At 48.7% G+C, this 19,211-nt stretch carries 25 protein-coding genes and 2 pseudogenes; 1 reads left to right on the forward strand and 26 read right to left on the reverse strand.

Features of this window, described 5'->3' with window-relative positions; genetic code table 11:
- Window positions 1-164 precede the first annotated feature (164 nt).
- From J3352_RS12440 to J3352_RS12470, 7 genes are all read right to left on the reverse strand, one after another.
- Entirely contained in the window at window positions 165-1,502 is a 1,338-nt protein-coding gene (locus J3352_RS12440) for a virulence-associated E family protein (protein ID WP_156067015.1), read from the reverse strand.
- Window positions 1,471-2,115: a CHC2 zinc finger domain-containing protein gene (locus J3352_RS12445; protein ID WP_097777468.1), complete on the reverse strand. Its 645-nt coding sequence runs from the start codon at window positions 2,113-2,115 to the stop codon at window positions 1,471-1,473. Before J3352_RS12445 ends, J3352_RS12440 begins: the two co-directional genes overlap by 32 nt.
- 65 nt (window positions 2,116-2,180) lie before the next feature.
- A complete protein-coding gene (gene mobQ / locus J3352_RS12450; protein WP_156066939.1) occupies window positions 2,181-3,761 on the reverse strand; it encodes a MobQ family relaxase in 1,581 nt (526 codons plus the stop codon).
- A 185-nt stretch (window positions 3,762-3,946) separates the two neighbouring features.
- Entirely contained in the window at window positions 3,947-4,396 is a 450-nt protein-coding gene (locus J3352_RS12455) for a hypothetical protein (protein WP_007886470.1), read from the reverse strand.
- Window positions 4,397-4,699: 303 nt separating this feature from the next.
- Window positions 4,700-4,996, reverse strand: coding sequence for a DUF3847 domain-containing protein (locus J3352_RS12460; RefSeq protein WP_002594808.1), 297 nt, complete (start codon window positions 4,994-4,996; stop codon window positions 4,700-4,702).
- On the reverse strand, window positions 4,989-5,330 hold the full coding sequence (locus tag J3352_RS12465) for a DeoR family transcriptional regulator (protein ID WP_015524256.1): 342 nt from the start codon (window positions 5,328-5,330) through the stop codon (window positions 4,989-4,991). Before J3352_RS12465 ends, J3352_RS12460 begins: the two co-directional genes overlap by 8 nt.
- Entirely contained in the window at window positions 5,327-5,515 is a 189-nt protein-coding gene (locus J3352_RS12470) for a hypothetical protein (protein WP_002304353.1), read from the reverse strand. Before J3352_RS12470 ends, J3352_RS12465 begins: the two co-directional genes overlap by 4 nt.
- 482 nt (window positions 5,516-5,997) lie before the next feature.
- Between J3352_RS12470 and J3352_RS12475 the strand changes: the two genes are divergently transcribed.
- Complete coding sequence (locus J3352_RS12475; protein WP_008372835.1) at window positions 5,998-6,804, forward strand: helix-turn-helix domain-containing protein; 807 nt, start codon at window positions 5,998-6,000, stop codon at window positions 6,802-6,804.
- Between the two features lie 61 nt (window positions 6,805-6,865).
- On the opposite strand, the gene J3352_RS12480 is transcribed toward J3352_RS12475, so the two are convergent.
- The 19 genes and pseudogenes from J3352_RS12480 to J3352_RS12565 form a co-directional block, all read right to left on the reverse strand.
- On the reverse strand, window positions 6,866-7,828 hold the full coding sequence (locus J3352_RS12480; protein ID WP_005601707.1) for a DUF3658 domain-containing protein: 963 nt from the start codon (window positions 7,826-7,828) through the stop codon (window positions 6,866-6,868).
- A 29-nt stretch (window positions 7,829-7,857) separates the two neighbouring features.
- Window positions 7,858-8,235: a TnpV protein gene (locus J3352_RS12485; protein WP_005335912.1), complete on the reverse strand. Its 378-nt coding sequence runs from the start codon at window positions 8,233-8,235 to the stop codon at window positions 7,858-7,860.
- Window positions 8,195-8,557: a helix-turn-helix transcriptional regulator gene (locus J3352_RS12490; RefSeq protein WP_005335920.1), complete on the reverse strand. Its 363-nt coding sequence runs from the start codon at window positions 8,555-8,557 to the stop codon at window positions 8,195-8,197. Before J3352_RS12490 ends, J3352_RS12485 begins: the two co-directional genes overlap by 41 nt.
- A gap of 190 nt (window positions 8,558-8,747) precedes the next feature.
- On the reverse strand, window positions 8,748-10,361 hold the full coding sequence (locus J3352_RS12495) for a recombinase family protein (protein WP_009255332.1): 1,614 nt from the start codon (window positions 10,359-10,361) through the stop codon (window positions 8,748-8,750).
- Window positions 10,362-10,471: 110 nt separating this feature from the next.
- A complete protein-coding gene (locus J3352_RS12500; RefSeq protein ID WP_009255333.1) occupies window positions 10,472-10,666 on the reverse strand; it encodes a transposon-encoded TnpW family protein in 195 nt (64 codons plus the stop codon).
- A 13-nt stretch (window positions 10,667-10,679) separates the two neighbouring features.
- Entirely contained in the window at window positions 10,680-11,522 is an 843-nt protein-coding gene (locus J3352_RS12505; protein ID WP_055247163.1) for an ATP-binding protein, read from the reverse strand.
- Window positions 11,519-12,265, reverse strand: a complete 747-nt coding sequence (locus tag J3352_RS12510) for a phage replisome organizer N-terminal domain-containing protein (protein ID WP_009255335.1) — start codon at window positions 12,263-12,265, stop codon at window positions 11,519-11,521. The genes J3352_RS12505 and J3352_RS12510 overlap by 4 nt, the downstream gene beginning before the upstream one ends.
- Window positions 12,255-12,461 (reverse strand): hypothetical protein, encoded by a 207-nt coding sequence (locus J3352_RS14350; RefSeq protein ID WP_009255336.1) that lies wholly within the window; start codon window positions 12,459-12,461, stop codon window positions 12,255-12,257. Before J3352_RS14350 ends, J3352_RS12510 begins: the two co-directional genes overlap by 11 nt.
- Window positions 12,462-12,649: 188 nt before the next feature.
- On the reverse strand, window positions 12,650-14,272 hold the full coding sequence (locus tag J3352_RS12515; RefSeq protein ID WP_207700516.1) for a relaxase/mobilization nuclease domain-containing protein: 1,623 nt from the start codon (window positions 14,270-14,272) through the stop codon (window positions 12,650-12,652).
- Window positions 14,244-14,639 carry a plasmid mobilization relaxosome protein MobC gene (gene mobC / locus J3352_RS12520; RefSeq protein ID WP_009255338.1) on the reverse strand — a complete coding sequence of 132 codons (396 nt, stop codon included), beginning with the start codon at window positions 14,637-14,639 and terminating at the stop codon, window positions 14,244-14,246. Before mobC ends, J3352_RS12515 begins: the two co-directional genes overlap by 29 nt.
- Entirely contained in the window at window positions 14,626-15,105 is a 480-nt protein-coding gene (locus tag J3352_RS12525; protein WP_197036546.1) for a hypothetical protein, read from the reverse strand. The genes mobC and J3352_RS12525 overlap by 14 nt, the downstream gene beginning before the upstream one ends.
- 68 nt (window positions 15,106-15,173) lie before the next feature.
- A complete protein-coding gene (locus J3352_RS12530; RefSeq protein WP_005921288.1) occupies window positions 15,174-15,599 on the reverse strand; it encodes a hypothetical protein in 426 nt (141 codons plus the stop codon).
- Between the two features lie 42 nt (window positions 15,600-15,641).
- Window positions 15,642-15,839 carry a helix-turn-helix domain-containing protein gene (locus J3352_RS12535; protein ID WP_156066934.1) on the reverse strand — a complete coding sequence of 66 codons (198 nt, stop codon included), beginning with the start codon at window positions 15,837-15,839 and terminating at the stop codon, window positions 15,642-15,644.
- Window positions 15,817-16,317: an RNA polymerase sigma factor gene (locus tag J3352_RS12540; RefSeq protein WP_156066931.1), complete on the reverse strand. Its 501-nt coding sequence runs from the start codon at window positions 16,315-16,317 to the stop codon at window positions 15,817-15,819. The genes J3352_RS12535 and J3352_RS12540 overlap by 23 nt, the downstream gene beginning before the upstream one ends.
- Window positions 16,318-16,433: 116 nt before the next feature.
- On the reverse strand, window positions 16,434-17,138 hold the full coding sequence (locus J3352_RS12545) for a zf-HC2 domain-containing protein (RefSeq protein WP_005946129.1): 705 nt from the start codon (window positions 17,136-17,138) through the stop codon (window positions 16,434-16,436).
- Window positions 17,131-17,643 (reverse strand): RNA polymerase sigma factor, encoded by a 513-nt coding sequence (locus J3352_RS12550; protein ID WP_003533443.1) that lies wholly within the window; start codon window positions 17,641-17,643, stop codon window positions 17,131-17,133. Before J3352_RS12550 ends, J3352_RS12545 begins: the two co-directional genes overlap by 8 nt.
- Before the next feature lie 257 nt (window positions 17,644-17,900).
- Window positions 17,901-18,029, reverse strand: a pseudogene (locus J3352_RS12555) (Maff2 family mobile element protein); the annotation flags it as partial.
- 89 nt (window positions 18,030-18,118) lie between these two features.
- A pseudogene (locus tag J3352_RS12560) lies at window positions 18,119-18,997 on the reverse strand (VirD4-like conjugal transfer protein, CD1115 family); the annotation flags it as partial.
- A 41-nt stretch (window positions 18,998-19,038) separates the two neighbouring features.
- Entirely contained in the window at window positions 19,039-19,197 is a 159-nt protein-coding gene (locus J3352_RS12565) for a transposon-encoded TnpW family protein (RefSeq protein WP_081731980.1), read from the reverse strand.
- Window positions 19,198-19,211 lie beyond the last annotated feature (14 nt).

Raw genomic sequence — 19,211 nt, forward strand, 5'->3', positions numbered from 1 at the left:
CCTTGCAAACAATCTCAATCTGGCGGTGGTTACTATTTATACTTTTCTTTTATTTTTCTGTTGTTTTGGTTGTCATAGGGGAGAAAAGCCCGCAGTTATGGGTTTTTCCCCGGCAACCGGCTCGGCAACGGGATAGCAACGAAGTCGGCAACGGGCTGTCATTTTCAGAATGGAAGCTCCATCTGCTCCGTGACCTCCACAAAACCGTCCATAGATTTTTCGGGCGGGTTGTCGGTGTCCGTTGCCGGGATTTCACGCTCCCAGCCCTTTTGTCTGCCATATTCCGCAAACATTCTTGGATTGGAAAAGTAGTTCCACCCGGTAATGCACTGGTTCATTATCTCGTTGATTTCCCGGATTTCCCATTGCTTCGGCTCGTCAAAGGTGTGATTTAAGGCTTCCTTGTAGAGCTGCTTGGAACAGACCGTTTCCCCGGTGTACTTATCAAGGTAAGCCTGTATCATCCCGGCTTTGGTGTCCTCCGGCATAAAATCCCGCTGGTGTTCTTTGAGATACCGCTGCATGGCTGGGCTGAATGACAGCTTGTACCTGCCGCTTCGGTAAATCTCCATTGCTTCCGCCCACATCTGGCTGATATAGGCTCTGGAAGCGGCTTCGTCCTCCAAAATGTGAACCTCGGCTTGCTCCGGGTACACCATGACCGGGATAAATCGGCGGTTGCCGGAACGGTCAAGGGGGAGAAAGTCAAGGGCGTTGGAAGTACCGCCGAACACGCACTGACGGGGACGGTCTGCCGGGTGGGTTTCATAGGGTATCTTATAAACCTCTTTCTGTCGGCTTAGAAAAGACTTGATTTCCTCAATGCTCTTGGCATTGGCGGTTGCCATCATTTCCGACATTTCAATTATCCAGTGACCTTGCAGCTTGCGGTACACGTTATCATCGTCCAGCTTCCGCAAATCATCGGAAAACCACTCGTCCCGGACTGCCAGCAGACGGAAGAAGGTGGACTTGCCAGCCCCCTGACCGCCTACCAGACACAGCATGATTTCAAACTTGCTTCCGGGCTTAAATGCCCTTGTAATCGCCCCCAAAAGAAACAGCTTTAGGGCTTCATAGGTGTAATCGTCCACATCCGCCCCCAGAAAGTGCCGCAGACAGAAGCGGATGCGCTCCGTCCCGTCCCATGCAAGGCTGTTCAGAAAATCCCGGATGGGGTGGTACTTATTCTCATTCGCCACAATCCCGATGGCGGTTTCAATCTTTTTCTCACTGGTCAGCCCGTAGGTTTCCTCCAGATAAAGAAGCAGATACTTCATGTCCGTATCGTTCAGGGCGGTGCTTTCTCTGTGAAAACCGATGGGCTTTATGATGTCCTTGCGGTCGGTCAGGATGTTGTATGCGATAGCCCCGGAAAGCAGAGGGTCACGCTGGAATACGGTCAGGCAGTTCCGTATGCTCTGACGGACAGCGCCTTTCTCGGTAGTTTCCAGCCCCGCCTTGATTTCCTCAACGCTCTGTGGCGGCTGCATGGCGTTCATGGTGTTTTTTAGTTCTTGCTGTGTCTGCGGCTGCAAGCTCTGCCATTCGCTGTTCAAGCTGTATCACATCCTTTCCGTAGTCCGTAATCAAAGCCGCTTTTTCCTCTGTCTCCCCGAACAGCAGCACATCCAGCAGATATTCCACTTGGTCTTGCTTCTGTAAGGCTTCCACAAACCGGGGATGAAAGGCTTCCTCTGGGGAGTGCGGGGCATATTCCGTTCTCCATGCCCGAAGCAGGTGGAGATAATCGGCAAGGATACGGAAGCAGCGGTTCTTTGCTTCCTGAAACTGTTCCTCCGGGGATTTCTGCCGGGGCTTGGGCTTTTTTGCCTTTCCCGGCGGTTTCCAGTCCTCATAGGAAAGCCCAAAGTCATTTGCCAGTTGTACGGCGGCTTCTTTCTTTGCCAGCCCATACAGGGCGGCGGCAAAATCAATCACATCCCCATCCGCACCGCAGCCGAAGCAGTGGTAACGCCGATCCAGCTTCATGCTTGGGGTTTTATCATTATGGAACGGGCAGCAAGCCATCCCGTTCCGACCTACATGGATTCCATAATGCTCCGCAGCCTGTCTTGTTGTGACGGACTGCTTCACAGCTTCAAATACATTCAAATCTATCCCTCCTTGAAAATAAGAAAAGCACCTGACATTCTCTGATTGAAAATGGCAAGTGCCTGTTAAAGTTCCATATCCTGTTGTCTGTGTTTCGCCTGTGCCGGGGCGGTTCTTTGAGCCTTTTTCTCGTCTGCCTTATCCTGCAAGACTTCCTTGATGGGCTGCTTCTTAGGCGGCTCTTTACTTTCCTCTGTGCCGGGTGTGGCTTTCCGTACCCAGTAGCGGATGTCCCGCAGCTTCTTCAAATCCTCCTGTACCTCGGTCAGTGGTACTTTCAACTCTGCGATTTCTTCCAGAAGCGTTTCCTGCTCCTCTTGCAGCTCCTTTTGGGTACTGTCCTTATCATCTGGGTGCTTGGCAAGGTAGGCGGCGGCTTTTTCATACCGGGCAACCTCCGAGTGTTCCTGTTTGAATTTCTCCTTTGTTTTCTTAAAAAATATCTTCTGGTACTTCTCATAGACAGGCTTACATTCCTTGCAGTCTGTCCGGCTGGCAAGAATCCCGTCAATCACTTTGCTTCGGGCTTCCTTTGGCTTCATCTGATTGCGGTAATCTGCGGCTGATTTCCCGGAAGATTCCAGAAACGCTTCTAAGTCCTCCACAGTGGAAAGCCCCTTTTGCCGGAGATAGGACAGGGCTTCGCTGACTGCCTTTAAGTCCTGTGAAGTCCCCCGGTTCTGTCCAGCCCTCGTCCAGTCCTTCCGTTCTTCCTTTCGTATCTCCATGTACTTCATCAGCAGATTGGGAAGAAGTGTCGCTTCCTCCGCCGCTTTTTGTGCAAGCAGCTCTTTCCGTTTTTCTCCCAGCTCGGTAATCCAGCCTTTGAGGTTTTGGATAAGCTGCCGGATGGACTTCATCAGGCGGTTGGCGGCTCTGATTTCCCGGTTCAGGTTTCCGATATTCGTCTGGATACCACGCTTTTCCATCTGCCGGACAGCAGCCCCCTCATGGACAGTGGGGACAATATCAAGCCCCTGTCTGGCATAGGAACGCAAGTCCACACGCTCCGGACGGTCATTGGCTTCCAGATAGCGGTTCTGGATGACCTCCCATTCATGCCGCCAGATTTCGCAATACTTCTGGTCGTTCCAATCCACCGTATCCTCCTTGTGGCTTTTCCATCTGCCGGACGGAAGTTTTATCCGTTCCCCGTTTTCGTCAAGGTCATAAACCTTGCGGCTCTTGGGAAGCCATTTTCCATGTTCGTCCATTGCCCTCATAGTGAGCATGACATGGGCGTGGGGATTGTGTCCCGGCGGATGGGGGTCATGGATTGCAAAATCAGCAATCATGCCTTTGGAAACAAACTGCTGCTCACAAAACTCCCGGACAAGGACAGCATACTGGTCGGGTGGTATCTCTCTTGGGATGGTAAGCACCCACCGCCTTGCAAGCTGGGAGTTCCATTGCTTTTCCACCGCTTCGGCGGCGTTCCATAAGGTATTGCGGTCTGCATACGACCGTGGGGCGTTTGCCGGGAGCAGAATTTCATTGTGGATAATACCACGCTTTTCCGGGTAGTGCTTCACTTGCTGGTCGTATTCACAGAACAGCTTTTCGCCGCTTTGGTAAGCAGCGGCGGCAACCGCAGACTGCCGCTGGCTGCGCTGAACAATCGTGATTTCGTTGTGTGGGCAGGGCATTTCGTGTCCCTCCTTTCGGTAATTGGTGGATGGGGTGGCGTTTTACCACCTCATTTTGGCAGAAAAAAAGCAGGAGACCTTTTTCAGATTTCCTGCTCGGTGTGCCGCTATGTGGGCGGCGGGTATTTAATTGTAAAAGTTCGGGGCAAGTTGACCCGATGTGAAGCTGACAAACTTGAATTGATTTACTTTGTTTGTAAATCTTCCAGAAAGAAAATTCCCTCTGTTAGGTTGATAAACATTTCCTTGTCCTTGATTACATGAATTTTATTGTTCCACCAGACAGTAGTGTTATTAGCGGAGATGGTTTTGCTTGTTCCATCTTTAAGAAAATAAGTAATTGTAATAGCAGGTTCTTCTTCGCTATTCACTTCCCCAAATAAATCATATTTCAGAAATCCCGTTAGCTTTAAGGCTAACTCAATATCCTCACGGCTCGAAATTTCTTTAACATCATCCGTGACACTCGGATACGTGATATTTACAGACTGAATATCATTTATGCGGGGCAATCCCCAAAGATACATACCATTCATAAATATGTTGATTCCAACAATCAAAACTGTCATAACTATCACTTCTATCAAAAATCGAATAAGACATTTGAAAATCTTGTTCACCAATTTATCCTCCAATCTCGATTTCTCCTGCTCCCAAAATCCCGATTTGTTGTCATCTCCATTATACTTCATCGCCTATCGAAAAGATAGCGTATTTTATGAAACTTGTCGGCTGGGAACAGCTTGCACCGCAAGGTGTCCCCAACAGGCAAGTCCACAAAAGGGTAGCTGGCGGCAGCCAGCGCAGGGGAAGTGTAGCGTCCCCTGTATGATTTGGAGCAGACCATGACTGCGGAAAATCACAGCCCTCCGGCGAGGAGCCTTCGGAGAACGCAATGCACCAACCTCTGGGTGGTGTATAATTGCGCCCTTAGTAAACTAAGGGGTTTCCGGCTTCTCCCGTTCCAGCAGTTTTTTCAATAGTTCCTGCGTGTCCTGCCTGTGAAAAATGAGTTTCAACAACAGCATGACATCATCATCTGTCAGGCGTTCCGGCTCTTGCAGAAAACTTTCCAGCATACCGCCACGAGTACAGAGCCGGTGCGTCCGTTCCTTTCGGGTAAGCTGCTTTAACTGGTGCTGCAATGCCTTTTCATCATTGATGGCTTTCCGCAGTTTCTTTTCGCTTTTCTCCAACTCCCGATTGAGTTTTTCCAGCTTTGAGGTATCAGGCAAGGGCAGCGTCCTCCTTTCCCGGTATCAGCACATAAATCCTGTTTGGTTCTCCAACGCCCTGACGCACCCGCATGATAAGTCCGGCGTTTTCCAGTTCATTCAAAGAACGCTTGACCGTCATAGAGCTGCGGGACAGGACTGCGGCAATGGCTGTGACAGGGAAGCAGACAAACAGGATTCCGTTCTCGTCCTCCTGCCCATTGGAGAGCATAGCGTCCAACATCCGGCAGTACATGATCTTTGCGGTGCTGCTGACTGGAAACCCTGTCAACGCTCTTGGAAAAGCCATACAGGGCGGCAATGGTGTGTCTATCGTCATAAATTCAAAAATCATTCGGTGTGTTCCTCCTTTTTCTTTGCTCGTTTGGATAAATAACGGGGGCAGTCAATCACAACCGCCCGGAAGCTCTGCTTGCACCCATGCTGGCATTTCCGGCATAATTCGTTGTAAGTGACACGCCCCCGGTCATTGAGGTAAAAAGAAAGCTCATGCTTCCTCTTTTTGCTCATTCTCGGCATATTGCGCTTCCTCCCGTTTTTGTGTATGGTTTCGGGGCGATTTTCGGCAAAATTACGGTCATAGAGCCGCTTAAAATCTCCCGAAGTATCAGCGATAGGGTAGACTATCCCCCTATCAGATTGTCGTGTTTCGGTATCATTTCGGTGTCAGTTCGCCAGTTCTCCCCGGTGTCGTTCCTCCCCTGAATCTCACAGCGGCGTATCGCTCCCTTTGGTACGCTCGTTTCGGTCAGGGTTCCTCCATATCCCTGCCAAAAGTCATGGCGCTACATCGCCGGGGAAGCATATCCCACACAGGCTGGTCATTCGATTGGAATAATCCATCGATGAACTACCTGTATCATAGAACATTTTTGTGCCCTGTGCCGTATATCCACAAAGTAGGAATCAGGGGGAAAATCAGAAATTTCCACGATTGCGGAAAGTGTGATATAATCCAGTTAAACGGCAGAAATAAAACCACCGGAAAGGAGCGTGCGCCCATGAAAGTTGCAACAAGCATACAGGAACGCCTTTGGGAACTCCGCAAAGACAAAGGCTTAAATCTGGAAGAACTATCAAAGCTGACGGGCATTTCTAAATCAGCCCTTGGCAGTTATGAAAAAGAGGATTATAAGGAAATCAATCATGGCAACCTTATCACGCTGGCAGACTTCTATGGGGTTTCCGTCGATTATCTGCTGTGCCGGACAGAGAACAGGGAGCAGATCAACACGCCACTGACGGAGCTGCATTTGAACGATGAGATGGTGGCACTGCTGAAAAGCGGTCGGATTAACAACCGTCTGCTCTGCGAACTTGCCACCCATAAGGACTTTATCAAGTTTCTTGCGGACATTGAGATTTATGTGGACGGGATTGCCACCATGCAAATCCAAAATCTCAACTCCCTTGTTGATACCGTCCGGCATGAAATTATTGAACGGTATCGCCCCGGCGAAGATGACCCGCATTTGAAGGTGCTGCAAGCCGCACATATCAGTGATGATGAGTATTTCAGTCACATGGTTCTGGATGACCTCAACCTGATTATCCGGGATATTCGGGAATTCCACAAAAAGGACAGCGAGAGTGCGCCCCAAACTACCGTTGCCGATGAACTGAAAGAAAATCTGGAAGCGGTCGAAAATTTCAAGGGCAGTCGAGATGAAAAACTGGTTATCCTTTACTGCAAGCAGCTTGGTATCAACTATAAAAACCTGTCAGAAGAAGAATTTCGCTGGTTCATTCGTATTCTCAAAAAATCAAAGAAAATGGGAACGCCTATCAGCCAGAGGAAAAAACGGTAAAGGAAAACCGCTGTTGCATGGTTTGTTGGATTCCATGTAGCAGCGGTTTGTGCTGTGGTTATTATTTCATTCGTTTTCTTAATATTCGGCGATAATTTGTTTCTCCCTTTGGTGCGTCCTGTATAATTTCCAACACACCATCTTCAAGCATTTTATCAATGCGATTGGAAATCCATACATCACTAATTCCAAGTTGATATTTTCCTAAAACATTACCTATGACAATAGCCATTTTGAATTGCTCTGGCTGTTCCGCAATTTCACGAAGAATGAAACTATCATATATATCTTCTGAAACGCTTTGCAATTTACCATTTAACATTGCACGCAAAGGTGCATTTTCATTTTGAAGTTGATTCCATTTCATAGTACAAGCTGAAAGAAATACAGGATTAGCTTTCTCTTGTAGAGTTATATAGTTTCCCCATTCGCCAGGAGACACCTCGCCCCATGCTATTTTGGATGTCATAGTATTTTCTTTTCCATATTCCCATGTAGGTAACTTAACCAAATAAATTGTTGTCTGGCAGTTTAATGGTTGAAGTTGTTTCATAAGCCAATACATACCACAAAGCTCATCTGGATTATAGCTATACCAAATGCGAATTTCTTCCCCAGCTACATATCGTTCAATCACTGAGGTCAATGTAGTTTTAATTTTCTGTATTTTTTCTTCAACCTGATAATCTAAATCCTCTACAAAGCAGACAGACAGCATTTTCTTGAAAATATTTTTCCGCTGTTCGCCAATTCCATTATCAGAAATATCTCCCACACTAAGAACCATATCAAAACAATAAACATCACTGCTCTTGCCTCCCAATGGAATAGCATTCTCCCAAGCAATGCGTTCTTGTTCCTGTGCTTGAAGCTGTGCCTTTTTCATTTCATCTGAAGATGGAACACTCCCGTCTTCGTGCCTCATAAATATTGAAACAGCACTTCCTCTATACTTTCCCTTGCCGTAAGTTTGGGCAATTTTCAAACTTCCACAGGCACTTTCACCAAATACAATTTCAATCATCTTATATACCTCCGATTTAATTGCTCCCGTTATGAATAAATCATCTCATACAAAACAATTTCTTCTGCCCTGTTGTGAATGTTATTGCAACGCTGCACCCATTCCATTTGTCGGGTACACTTCAATTCCTCTGTCACGCCCTCGGTAGCTTTCATCTGCTCCATGATAGTGTCTAACCGTTTTTGTGCCTGTTCATTCAGGTCTGCAAGATATGTCAACAATTCTCCGGTCAGTATCAATGTATTCAATCTGGCTGGGTGGACTTCTCTTAAATATTCCCGGTGCATTCGTCCGTACTTTCCGATAGGGCGGTGTTCCTCCGGCAGTTTCAAGCCTGGAATGTAGTAATCTCCGACAAGGATATAATCAATTCCGTTTTCCGTTATTCTTGGTTTCAATTCGCTCATGTTCCTTACCTCCTGTGGAAGCAGGCTCGTCTGGTACTAACTCAATCACATCAGTAATCTCACAATTCAGAGTTTCACAGATACGGGCTAATGTATCCATGCTGATGTGCTTTCCCTCTTTGCTCATGTTGGCAATCATATTTGTTGTCATACCAGCAGCAAGCCTTAAATCCTCTTTTCTCATATCACGCTCTAACAGTGTGTGCCAGAGTGGTTTATAGCTGATGTGCATATTGTTTTCCTGCCTTTCTATCCATACCACCGGGGCGGTTGCCCCGGCAGGAACTTTTCTCTTATTATAACACCAATCTTGTGAAATCACAATTTATTCTTGTAGCCTGCCGCTGATACCGTCTGGATTGTGCATTCCCTTTCTTTTTGTTCCCTTTAATTAGCCATGAACTGCTTAATGCCCTGTGATTTTGCTTATGTGAGATAAAGAAGTAAAAGAAGTGTAAAAAATTTTGCCGTTCCTATCCGCCACTTGCGCAGGGTGTCGGATAGGTCGGGCTTTATTCTTCGGGCAAGTCAATCTTGCCTACAAAGCTGTAATAAATATCAATGCGCTGGCGGCGTACTTCGTTCTCGTCATACTCACATTCATAAACAACGATTTTCTCCACCATTTCACGCAAAAGAGTGTGTGTCAGTTCTTCGATAGAAAGGTACTTGCGGACAACGCTCATAAACTTTTCAGCGTTTACCGTGGCTTCCTGTGCCTTGTCCAGCTCGCCCTGCAAAGCGGCGGCTCTGTCTTTCAGTTCCCGCTGCTCGGCTTCGTAGTCTGCGGACATTTCCATGAAACGCTCATCACTGATTTTCCCGTTTACATTGTCCTCATACAGACGCTTGATGTAGCGGGAAAGTTCTGCAATGCGGCTCTGCACCTGTTCAAGCTGCTTGGCTGCCGCCGCCAGCTTCCGCTTGCCGCCCATTTCATTCTGCTGGATAAGCAGCTTCACGAACCGGGCTTCGTGCTTCTGTGCATAGGCGGTCACTTTCCGCAGATTGTCCAGCACACCCGCCGTCAAAAGGTCGGTGCGAATGAAGTGCGCCGTACAGTCGGCGGTGCGCTTCTTATAGCTGCCGCAGATGTAGCAATCCTGCTTTCTCTTGTCGGTCTGATACCGCTGCTGGTACATCACATGACCGCAGTCGGCGCAGAACAGCAAGCCGGAGAACAAGCCCACATCATCGTAGCGGTTGGGGCGTTTGCGCTGCTTGCGTAACTCCTGCACCCGTTCCCATGTCTGCAAGTCGATGATTGGCTCATGGTGGTTCTCGAAAATCGCCTGTTTCTCAATGGGATTGTCTATGCTGTGCTTCATCTTGTAGGACGGTTTTTCCGTCTTGAAGTTCACAAGACAGCCTGTGTACTCCCGGTTTTCCAGAAGATGAACAACAGTATTGGTCGCCCACTTACATTCATAGCCGGGGTGGTAGCGGCGTGTGCTGCCTGTGCGCTGGTATTCCAGCGTCCCCGGCGTGGGGATTTGCTGCTCGGTCAGCATACGGGCTATCTTGGTAGGCCCGTTTCCGGCAAGGCAAAGCTGGTAAATCTGCTTGACTACCGGGGCGGCTTCCTCGTCAATGATGAAATTCTCGTCATCGTCCATGAGGTAGCCGTACACGGGCTTGCTGGTAACAGGCTTTCCGCTTAGACCTTTTGCTTTCTTAACTGCCTTGATTTTTTTGCTCGTATCTCTCACCATCCATTCGTTGAAAAGATTACGCAGCGGGGTAAAATCGTTGTCGCCCATTGCGCTGTCCACTCCGTCATTGATAGCGATAAAGCGGACGCCTTTCTGTGGGAAAAGCATTTCTGTGTACATTCCCACTTGGAGATAATTTCGCCCTAAACGTGACATATCCTTGACTATGACTGTGCCGACTTTTCCGGCTTCAATGTCTGCAAGCATGGCTTGAAACCCGGGTCTTTGGAAGTTCGCACCACTATAACCATCGTCCGTGTACCAGCAGAGATTGGTAAAGCCGTTCTGCTTGGCGTAGGTTTCTAAAATGCGCTTTTGGTTGGATATAGAGTTGCTCTCCCCCTGCAATTCATCTTCATGGGATAATCTCGGATAAAGGGCGGTAATAAGGTTTTGGGTTGTCTGTCTTAACATGGTTTCCTCCGTTTCTGACAGCCAGCCCCACTATTCCGTACTTCGATTGTACCACATGGCGGGGCGGCGTGTATAGCGGCAAAATGTGAAAAATGCTTCTTTACCGCCCGTCATATTGCCGATTTTTGTGTAGCAGCTTCCGCTTCCAGCACCTTAGCCATTTTGTCGGCTGCGGTTTCCGTGGCACTCTGCTTGAAAAAGCCGGACACCACAAGAACAGAGTTCCCTATGCGGATTTCCGTCACGCAGTCGGCGGGTGCGGTGCTTTTCATGCTGTGTTTGATATGCTCTTTTTTATCGGTCATAGGCAAACTCCTTTCAATCGTTCATCAGCTTTTTCAGCCGTTCCATTTTCTCCTGTGCCTTTTCCCTGCGGAAATTCACGCCGGAGCAGCAGACAGGGGTACACATCTCTGTTACCCGGTCATAAATCCGCTTGTGGGCTGTGTCCAGGGGATTGTTCAGCTCGTCAAGGCTTAGATTGGTCGTGACGATCAGCGGCTTTTCGCTTCGGTAACGACTGTCAATCACATTGTAGACCTGCTCTAAGCCGTACTCTGTTCCACGCTCCATTCCAAAATCATCAAGAATAAGCAGCGGATAGCGGCAGAGCTTGGAAATATATTCGTTCCTGCCCTCAAAGGTGGCGGCAAGGTCATTGAGGACAGCGGCGAAGTTCGTCATTTTTACGGAGATTTCCTGCTCCATGAGGGCGTTTGCAATGCACCCGGCAAGGTAGCTTTTGCCTGTGCCGACGCTGCCCCAGAGCAGATAGCCGATGTTCCCGGCTTTCATGTCCTCCCAATGCTCCACATAGAAACGGGCGGTTTTCATCTGCGGGTTTCTGCCGTTGTCATTGGCAAAAGTCCATTCCCGCATAGCCGGGTCGGTAAAGCCCAGGCGTTTCAGTTCTTCTACCTTGTCCCGGTGCTTTCTCTGCTGTTCGGCGGCTTCACGCTCCATGCGCTGCGCCCGCTGGCAGTCACACTCTGCCGGGTGTCGGTCACGCCCGAACAGGGCAACCTTATCAGCCGGAAAATAGGCTTCTTTCGGTGTCCGGCACTTGCCGCAGTAGAGTAGACCGTCCTCACCTGTGTAGTCCTCCGGCTCGGCGGTGGCTGCTGGTATCTGTAAACTCATATCTTCAAAAGCTGGTTTCATAGACTTTCTCCCTCCTTGTAGCTGTAATCGGGTATGCCCTTTTTCGGGGCAGCTTTAGCGGTATCGTCAGCCGCCCATCTGCGGATAGTGGCGGCATGGTTCTTGTATTTCCTCCCGGTAGAAGCGATATAGCCGGATAGCCGGTCAATGTAATACTCCCATTTGTCGGGCAGTTCTGCTTTCAGTTCAGAAAGCTCTGTATCTGTCAAAATCACATTTTTATATCTGCCGTAAGCTGCGGGGGCGGCTCGTCCCGGTTTTAACTCTCTCTCTTTTTCTATCTCTATATCTATCTCTTTCTTTATCTCTATCTCTGGTGGACAAATGTCCGCTTTTGCTTCGGACACTTGTCCACTAAGCCGTTTTTGCTCTGAAATCTTCATTCTTGCCCTGCGCTTACGCTCCCCCTCGGTAGAGGACTGACCGATGAAAAGCTCGATATTGCTCATATACAAAGCCCCGTTGTCCAGCGGTTCAACAAGCCCCAGTTTCATAAAGATTTGCAAAGCCCTCTCGACTGTGCCGACCTGCTGGCGGGTAATGGTGGCTATCATTTGGGCGGTGTAGGGGATATTTTCGTCAAGCTGCAAAGTGCCGCCGTATTTCAGCGATTTTAAGTACAGCTTCAAGAGGATATTGGAATACAGCATACCGTCCTGCATACTTTCCAGCAGCACGATAGCGTCATCGTCAAAATAGCTTTCTTTCAGTTTGAGGTAATAATATTTGCGGTTATCTGACATAATCTTGGTTCTCCTTATCTGTGGGGCGGGCTTTCCATCTCTTTGAATAATACCGGGGGCAGAGTACCACGATAGCCCTAAAACTCTGCTTGCAGTCATGGGTACAGCCCCGGCAAAGGGCATTGAAAGTAATGCGGTTTCGCTCATTGAGGAAGAACGCCCATTCCAGCCGCCGCTTCTTGCTCATTCTCGGCATGAAAAAACGCTCCTTTCTTCGGTTTGGTCGGGTATGAGGGGACAGGGGCAAAATCTGTATGTTCCCGGTGCCATTTTCGGGAAAAATCTGCCCTGTAAGCCCCGTTGGAAAGGTCAGGGGTATTGCGGATAGGGTATGGCATACCCCCCTGCCTTTTGTATGGTTTCGGTATCATTTCGGGGCGGTTTTTAACGCTCCTGTTCATGCTTTTTCTGTCGGCTCGGTGTGCCGTGTAGTATCTGCTCTGCGTTCCGTTTGGCGGTGGCAAGCTGCTCATACTCGGCTTTTGCGGTGCGGTAGGTGTTGTAAGCTGCGTTTTTCTCGGAAATGAGGGCTTCAATCTCCGTATTCAGCTTGGAAGTGGCGGGCAGCTTCTTTCCCGGTGCAAGCACCTTTAGCTGGCGCAGGGCAGCTTCATAGATGATAAATTCCGCTTCGTGGGACTGGCGGTAGTTCTCCGCTTTTCTGCCGGACAGCTTTTTATGAGCGTCAATGGTGGGGCGGGTGCGGCGGTAATCGTTGACAACCTTTCGCAGACTTTTCTTGTCGGAAATGCTCTGCTCAATGCCCCGCAGACTTTCCCTTGCTTCGGAAAGAGCTTTCCGGCTGCTCTCCACGGCTGCGTCCAGCTTGTCAAGGTCAAGCAGTTCGTTCTCCATGAGGAAGTTGTGGGTAGCCGCCATCTGTTTGAGGTTGTGCAGGGAAGCCCAACGGTCATAGCCCACGCCCTTGCCCTCAGCTCGCTTGGCTTCCCGGTCAACCATGCGCTGCAAGGTGTTGTCTGCCGGGGCGGTTTTTGCGGTTTTTTCCTCTCGCAAGCGTTCCTTTTGGGTGTGGGGGTATTCGGGTATGGCTGTGGTCTGTTCGGCGGCTCTGTGGGCGTTCTGCGTGAGCAGGGCAAGGACAGCAGCCTTGTCAAAATCGTCCCCCAGCTTCCGGGCTGTGATAGGCTTTGTCCTGTCCGGCGTGAGGTAGGAAAGCCGCCCCCGGCTCTCCTTGACAGTTACGCCCTCCCGCAAAAGCAGGGAAGCAAACTCGTCAAAGCTGCCAGCTTGGGAAAGTGCCTGCCGTATCGTCCGGCGCAGCTTCGCCTTGTCCGTTTCAAACTTGGTGGGCTTGGTCGGCTGTCCGGTGGCTTCTCTGGCGGCGTTCTCTTTATCAAGGGCAAGCTGCCCTTTCTTCTGCGCCCAGTATTCACGCTCGGTCACTCGGTTCTTGCTGCCATGCAAAAGGTCAATCTGATACAGATTTTCCCGGTGGCACATCTCCATGACTTCGGACTTGAAATATTCCATAGCTGCGTCTGTGCAGCGGTGCTTGCAGCCGTCCTTCGTGTCCGCTGGTCTGTCCATGTAGGGCAGAAGCGGGACGGCTTCAATCCGCAAGCTGTTTATGACGATATGCACATGAATGTTGCCAGAGTGATTGTGCCCGTCCGGGTGGGTGCAGACAATGGCTTGGTGTCCGGGGAAATTCTCGTTGCAAAATTCCTCGCCCAGCGACTGCGCCTTATCAACGGTCAGACCGTTGTCCGTTCCGTCCCGTGGGTCAAAGCTGATGATATAGTGGTGGGATTTCACATCTTCCCGTTTTTGGTTCTTGCCATAGCGGAGATTGGAGCGCAGACAGGCAACAGCAAAATCTTCTTCGCCGCAGTTCAGCGTGGCAAGGCGGTAGCCCTCACGGGGAACAAGCCGCCCGTTTTCATCAAGGGTGGGTTTCATGGTAAACTCGTCATGCTCAAAAGTGAGGTAGGCTTCCGCTGCTCCGTAGTCGGCATTTTTAGAGCTGATATGTTTGAATGTTGCCAACAGCTTCACCCACTTTCTGCAAGACTTCAAACTTCAAGGCTGCAAGGTCGGAAATGGCGGCTCGGACTTCGCCGGACAGGGCGTTATACGGTACGCCGTATTCGTTCAGATACCGGGCAATCTGATTGAGGTTGCCGCCGATCCTGCCGTATTCGGCGGTCAGCTTCCCGACAGCGGCAAGCAATTCATCATTGACCGGGGAAACGGTAACAATGGGGCGTATGGTTGCCCGTGTAATGGCTTGCCGGATAAATTCGGACTGGCTCATACCATAAGGGGCAAGCCGGGCGGTAAAGTCGGCGTATTCTTCATCGGTCAGCCGGGTCTTGACTACCCTGCTGCGGTGGGGCATGTTATATCGTTTCATAGGTGGTTGACCTCCTTTCTGTGCGTGGTGTCCTCTCACTAATAGGAGAAAAACGGGGTGTGTAGCGGAACTGTTTTTGAAATAATCCGAAAAGAATTTGCGGGAATTTTTCAAGCGGCGTAAGCCGCATAAGCAGGGTTTGGGGAAGGCACTCCCCAACAAGATTCCCGCAAGGACAAAATGAGCGATAAGCGAAATTTGGTACTGCGGTAGAATCTTGCTCTAAAAAACTACCGCTTTCCTCGGCGGCTCTGGTTTGCGGATATACTGGCTTGCTCCACCAATATAGCGATTGCGGCGGCGTGTTCTGCCCGCTTTTCACCACTACAACGGTGAAAAGGGGGCGTTTTGGCAAACGCAGCGAAAATTTTTTTATTTTCCCTGTCTGCTCCCTACAACAATCCGGCGGTGTGGTTTGCCAAAGATTTTTGAAAATGGGCGCAAAAAAAGCAGTAAACCTTTTCAAGATTTACTGCTTATCTGCCGCTGTGATGGGCGGCGGTATTAAATTGTCAGCCGTTTTTCAAATGGAATTTATCTGCAATCGCTTTCTTTCCGCTTTCCAATTCCTTTTCTGTAATCTTCCATAATCCTAACGCAATGATCTGCTATCTTTTGCATTCCGAGTTCTTCAAAAAAGGCAATTTGTATTTTCATCAGTTCTTCACAAACAGTCAACTTCTGCTCATCCATATTGCTAATAGCAAGCCATGGGAACGCTTTATATTTCTTAGTGTCCCCAATGAGAAAATTGTACCCTATCAACTCATTTTCACGGAAAACGAAATAGAATTGTGGGCCTGAACCTGGAACTGACTTTTCCATAATTTGCTGCATTGTTCTCACGCCGCCGTATGCCGGAAAAAAACCTATTCGCTCAAGAGCATTTAATATGTCAATCCTTTTATCTGTGGGTATGTCTCTATAATTGATAATCTGTTCCATTTGCTCTACCCTCATTGAAGTTTAATTTGTCAGGCTCTAATTATACAACTTTTCTGTTTAGCGGTCAAAGCGGAACTTCAACAGGCTTTCTATCAGTTGCCTGACGATATGCTCCTGCATATCCGTGTTAATCTGTCCGTCCATTTTCGCACAAGAGCGGACATATCCCGCATAATGGGATAGGACGGCGGCAACAGCTTCCGGGTCGCCCCCGCTTGCCTTAACGATTGTCTCATAGGGAAGTAGCTGGCTCATAGGACAAACCCTCCAACTCTGCCCGTAGCCGCCGTAAAATCATCTGAATACGCCGCCCGGTTGTGTTGCCAGCCCGTCCATATCTCCGTCCAATCTCCCTATGCGTCAATCGTTGGAAGTAGTACAAGAAAATGATTTCCTGTTCCATCTGTGATAGTGCGGACAGGGCTGCGGCAAGCTCTGGACTTTCCAAAAGCACCATCTGACCACAGACGAAAAGCGGATAGCTGGTCATGCCGGATTGCTCCGCAAAGTATTTATCTGTGGTACTGAATGGATAGTGTTTTTCTTCTATCAGATATTCAAGCGAGATTTCCCGCTTGCGGCGGCTCCGTATGCTCCGGGCTGCGTCTATGGCAGCGTGGCGAATAACAGTCTTGCAAAAGGCATCATATGTATGCCGGATATGTTCTTGATACTTTTCGTGTTCGGTCATGGAAAATCCCCATTTCTGAATAATGGCAGAGGGCGGCAGCATCTTGTGCTGTCGCCCTCTTGATTACCGAACAGCAAAGACGGGCGGGGCTGTCAACGGCGGCGCATTTGCGCCGTTCATCTTGACCGTTGACAGGCTCGGCTGGGTTTGCTATCTGCTCACGGCAATTCACTCTCATTGATAGGAATTGCCTCAAGTTCCGTATTCAAATTGTTCCAATAAGAGCCGATATCCGCACTTGTGAAATACTTAAAACCGCCTGCTGCTGACTTCAATTCGCCGTTTTTAACCCCATAGCAGGCGTAAATCAAATCGTAGCTTGTTCCATCTGAGAGGTTAAATCTAAAGCTGGTCACATCTGCTCCGGCAGTTTCCTCAGTCGTTTTGTCTTTTAGGGATAAGCCCTTGAACTTATCATACAGGGTCTTTATATCATTTTCAGCAACAACTACTTTCTTTTCTGCTGATGCAGGCACTCCGTCATAGTGGTACATTTCAACGTTTTCGACATCTTCAACCTCAAATGGGAAGTCGATTTTGACAGGCTCATAAGCAATGTTTATAGGTAACAGAAAGAGAGCTGTAAAAATTGCAATGATACAAAGAGCGATGGAAACGAGAACAGCAATCGTTATCTTTTTTCTGCCTCTCTGCTTTTCTTTTGCCTCATGGCGCATAATAACGCTTTCGCTTTCTTCGTGAAGAACATCTTCGCTCGTGTGAGAAAGCAATTTCTGATAAATTGCGTTACAGTCAGCACAGGCGTTCAAATGCTCTTTTACCATCTCTGCGCTTGCTTCGCTGCAAGCACCGTCAACATACAGCGGAAGAATATCTCGAACAATATCGCATTGTTTACTCATGCTTTTCATCCATCCTTTCTTGAATTTTTAGCTTTGCACGATGATAAGTAACTCTCGCCCATGATTCTGTTTTTCCAAAAATTGCAGCGATTTGTGAAAAAGATAGTTCCCCGAATACGCGAAGCTGAAAGACTTCTTTGTATGGTTCTTCCAAACGGTGAAGAACGAGGTGTATGCGGAACGCCATGTCAGAATCTGCAACTGAGTTCTCAACATTTTCATTTGATGGCAAGTCATTGATTTCACTCACATCAGCTACTCGCTGACGGCTTCGCATTTCATCATGGTAAAGGTTTTTTGCTATGGAGCAGAGCCATGTCAATTCATCTGACTTACCTTTGAATTGTGATGTTGTAGAAACAGCCTTATAGAATGTGTTCTGCGTGATTTCCTCTGCTATCTCACGATTTTTGGCAAGAGAAATAGTATACGAGTATACCTGTAAATAGTAGGCTTTATAGAGCTTTTCATAGTCCATACTTGTCATCACCTCCTTCAGCTTCATAGGTTAGACGGAGAAATCGGAATTTCGTTACAAAGAAGTTTGAAATTTTTATACCTTTACGCTACTCTTGCTTTCTGCGGACTATTGGTAGACGCGCATTAACGGCAAGCAAAGAGATTGCTGTGTCAGCTTGATATGTTCAAATGCTAATTAAGTATAGCATACAGCTATGAATTTTTCTATTGCGTTCCCCTGACTTCGGAATAGTGGCAGGACTGGCTGTCTTTGTTTTGCTTTGTGCTTCTCTACCGTACATGAGCATTTGCCGCAGGGTTATCCGACCCGTAACCTTCCAGAAGGTTGATGACGCCCCATACCGCCAGACCAGCGCCAAGAGCCATGACCAGAATTTTAAGAATGTCGATTGCCTGATTGAAAAATTCCATATACGTTCCTCCATTTTGTTTGTTTGATGGTTTTGGGTACAAAAAAAGCCGCCCACATCGGCGGCGCTTCGGGTCATCATGGCCCGAAGTTACACAAACTCGTCGCTGTCCAGATCATCGAAATTCAACAGGTCAGCTTCTTCGTCCGTGTCGGAGCCGTCCACTTCGTACACCGTGTATTCGTCCTCCGGCTTTAGTCTCAATGGCCGGTGGCGGAACAGGCTTTCCAAGCGGAAGGCGTTTTTCTTTTTATCAAATTCGGCTGTGTACTTGTAATTCGGGTGCTTTTTCAAGTCATACTTCGGGGACAGGAAGGGCGGGAGCCCCCGAAGCTGCAAGATACATTTATCCCCGGGCATGGTGGTGATCTCGCTGGTGGTCATCAGCTCCCGGCCAAGCCGCTGCATATTCTGGCTGTAACTTTCAGACTGTCCACGGCTTCGGCCCTCGGTCTGCATGGAAATGGTGGCCTTGCCCAGCCAGTTTTCCGAAATATCCTTTAGGGTGGAAGCCTCCCGGCCGCCGAGGAATACGATACTGTCCATGTTGCCCATGATGGTTTCGGAATGGTCTTTGTACAATGCCTTGCACTGGCTCATTGCCTGATAAAAAAGCGTCAGGCTGATCTCACGGGAGCGGATGACGGCCACGATCTTTTCCAGCCCCGGCACCTGTCCGGTGTTGGCTGCCTCGTCCCACAGCACCCGCACATGGTAGGGCAGACGCCCGCCATAGGTGTTATCAGCCCGTTCACACAGAAGGTTGAACATCTGCGAAAAAGCGAGGGCAACCAAAAAGTTGTAGGTGGTGTCCGTGTCGCTGATAAGAAAGAACAGCGCTGATTTTTCATCCCCCAGCTTATCCAGCTCCAGTTCGTCATAAGACATGATCTCCCGAAGTTGGGGAATATCAAAGGGAGCCAGTCTTGCACCGCAGGAAATCAAAATGCTTTTGGCTGTCTTGCCAGAGACGAAAAGTCAAGGACTTTTTCATCAAATTCAAAAAGAAGTCACATTTTGCGGACTTCCTCACGGAGCAGACGCTTGATTTTGTCCTCCATCGTTTCTTTTGCGGTCTGGCTGAAATGCACACGGACGATATAGGTGGTCTTGCCGATCTGCTTTCTGACAGTCGGGCAAGGGGTACTGTTGGTTGCGGTATTGTTCATTCAAAATCCTCCTG

This window comes from Faecalibacterium sp. Marseille-Q4164, assembly GCF_017377545.1.
In the GTDB taxonomy this organism is placed as follows: Bacteria; Bacillota; Clostridia; order Oscillospirales; family Ruminococcaceae; genus Faecalibacterium; species Faecalibacterium duncaniae.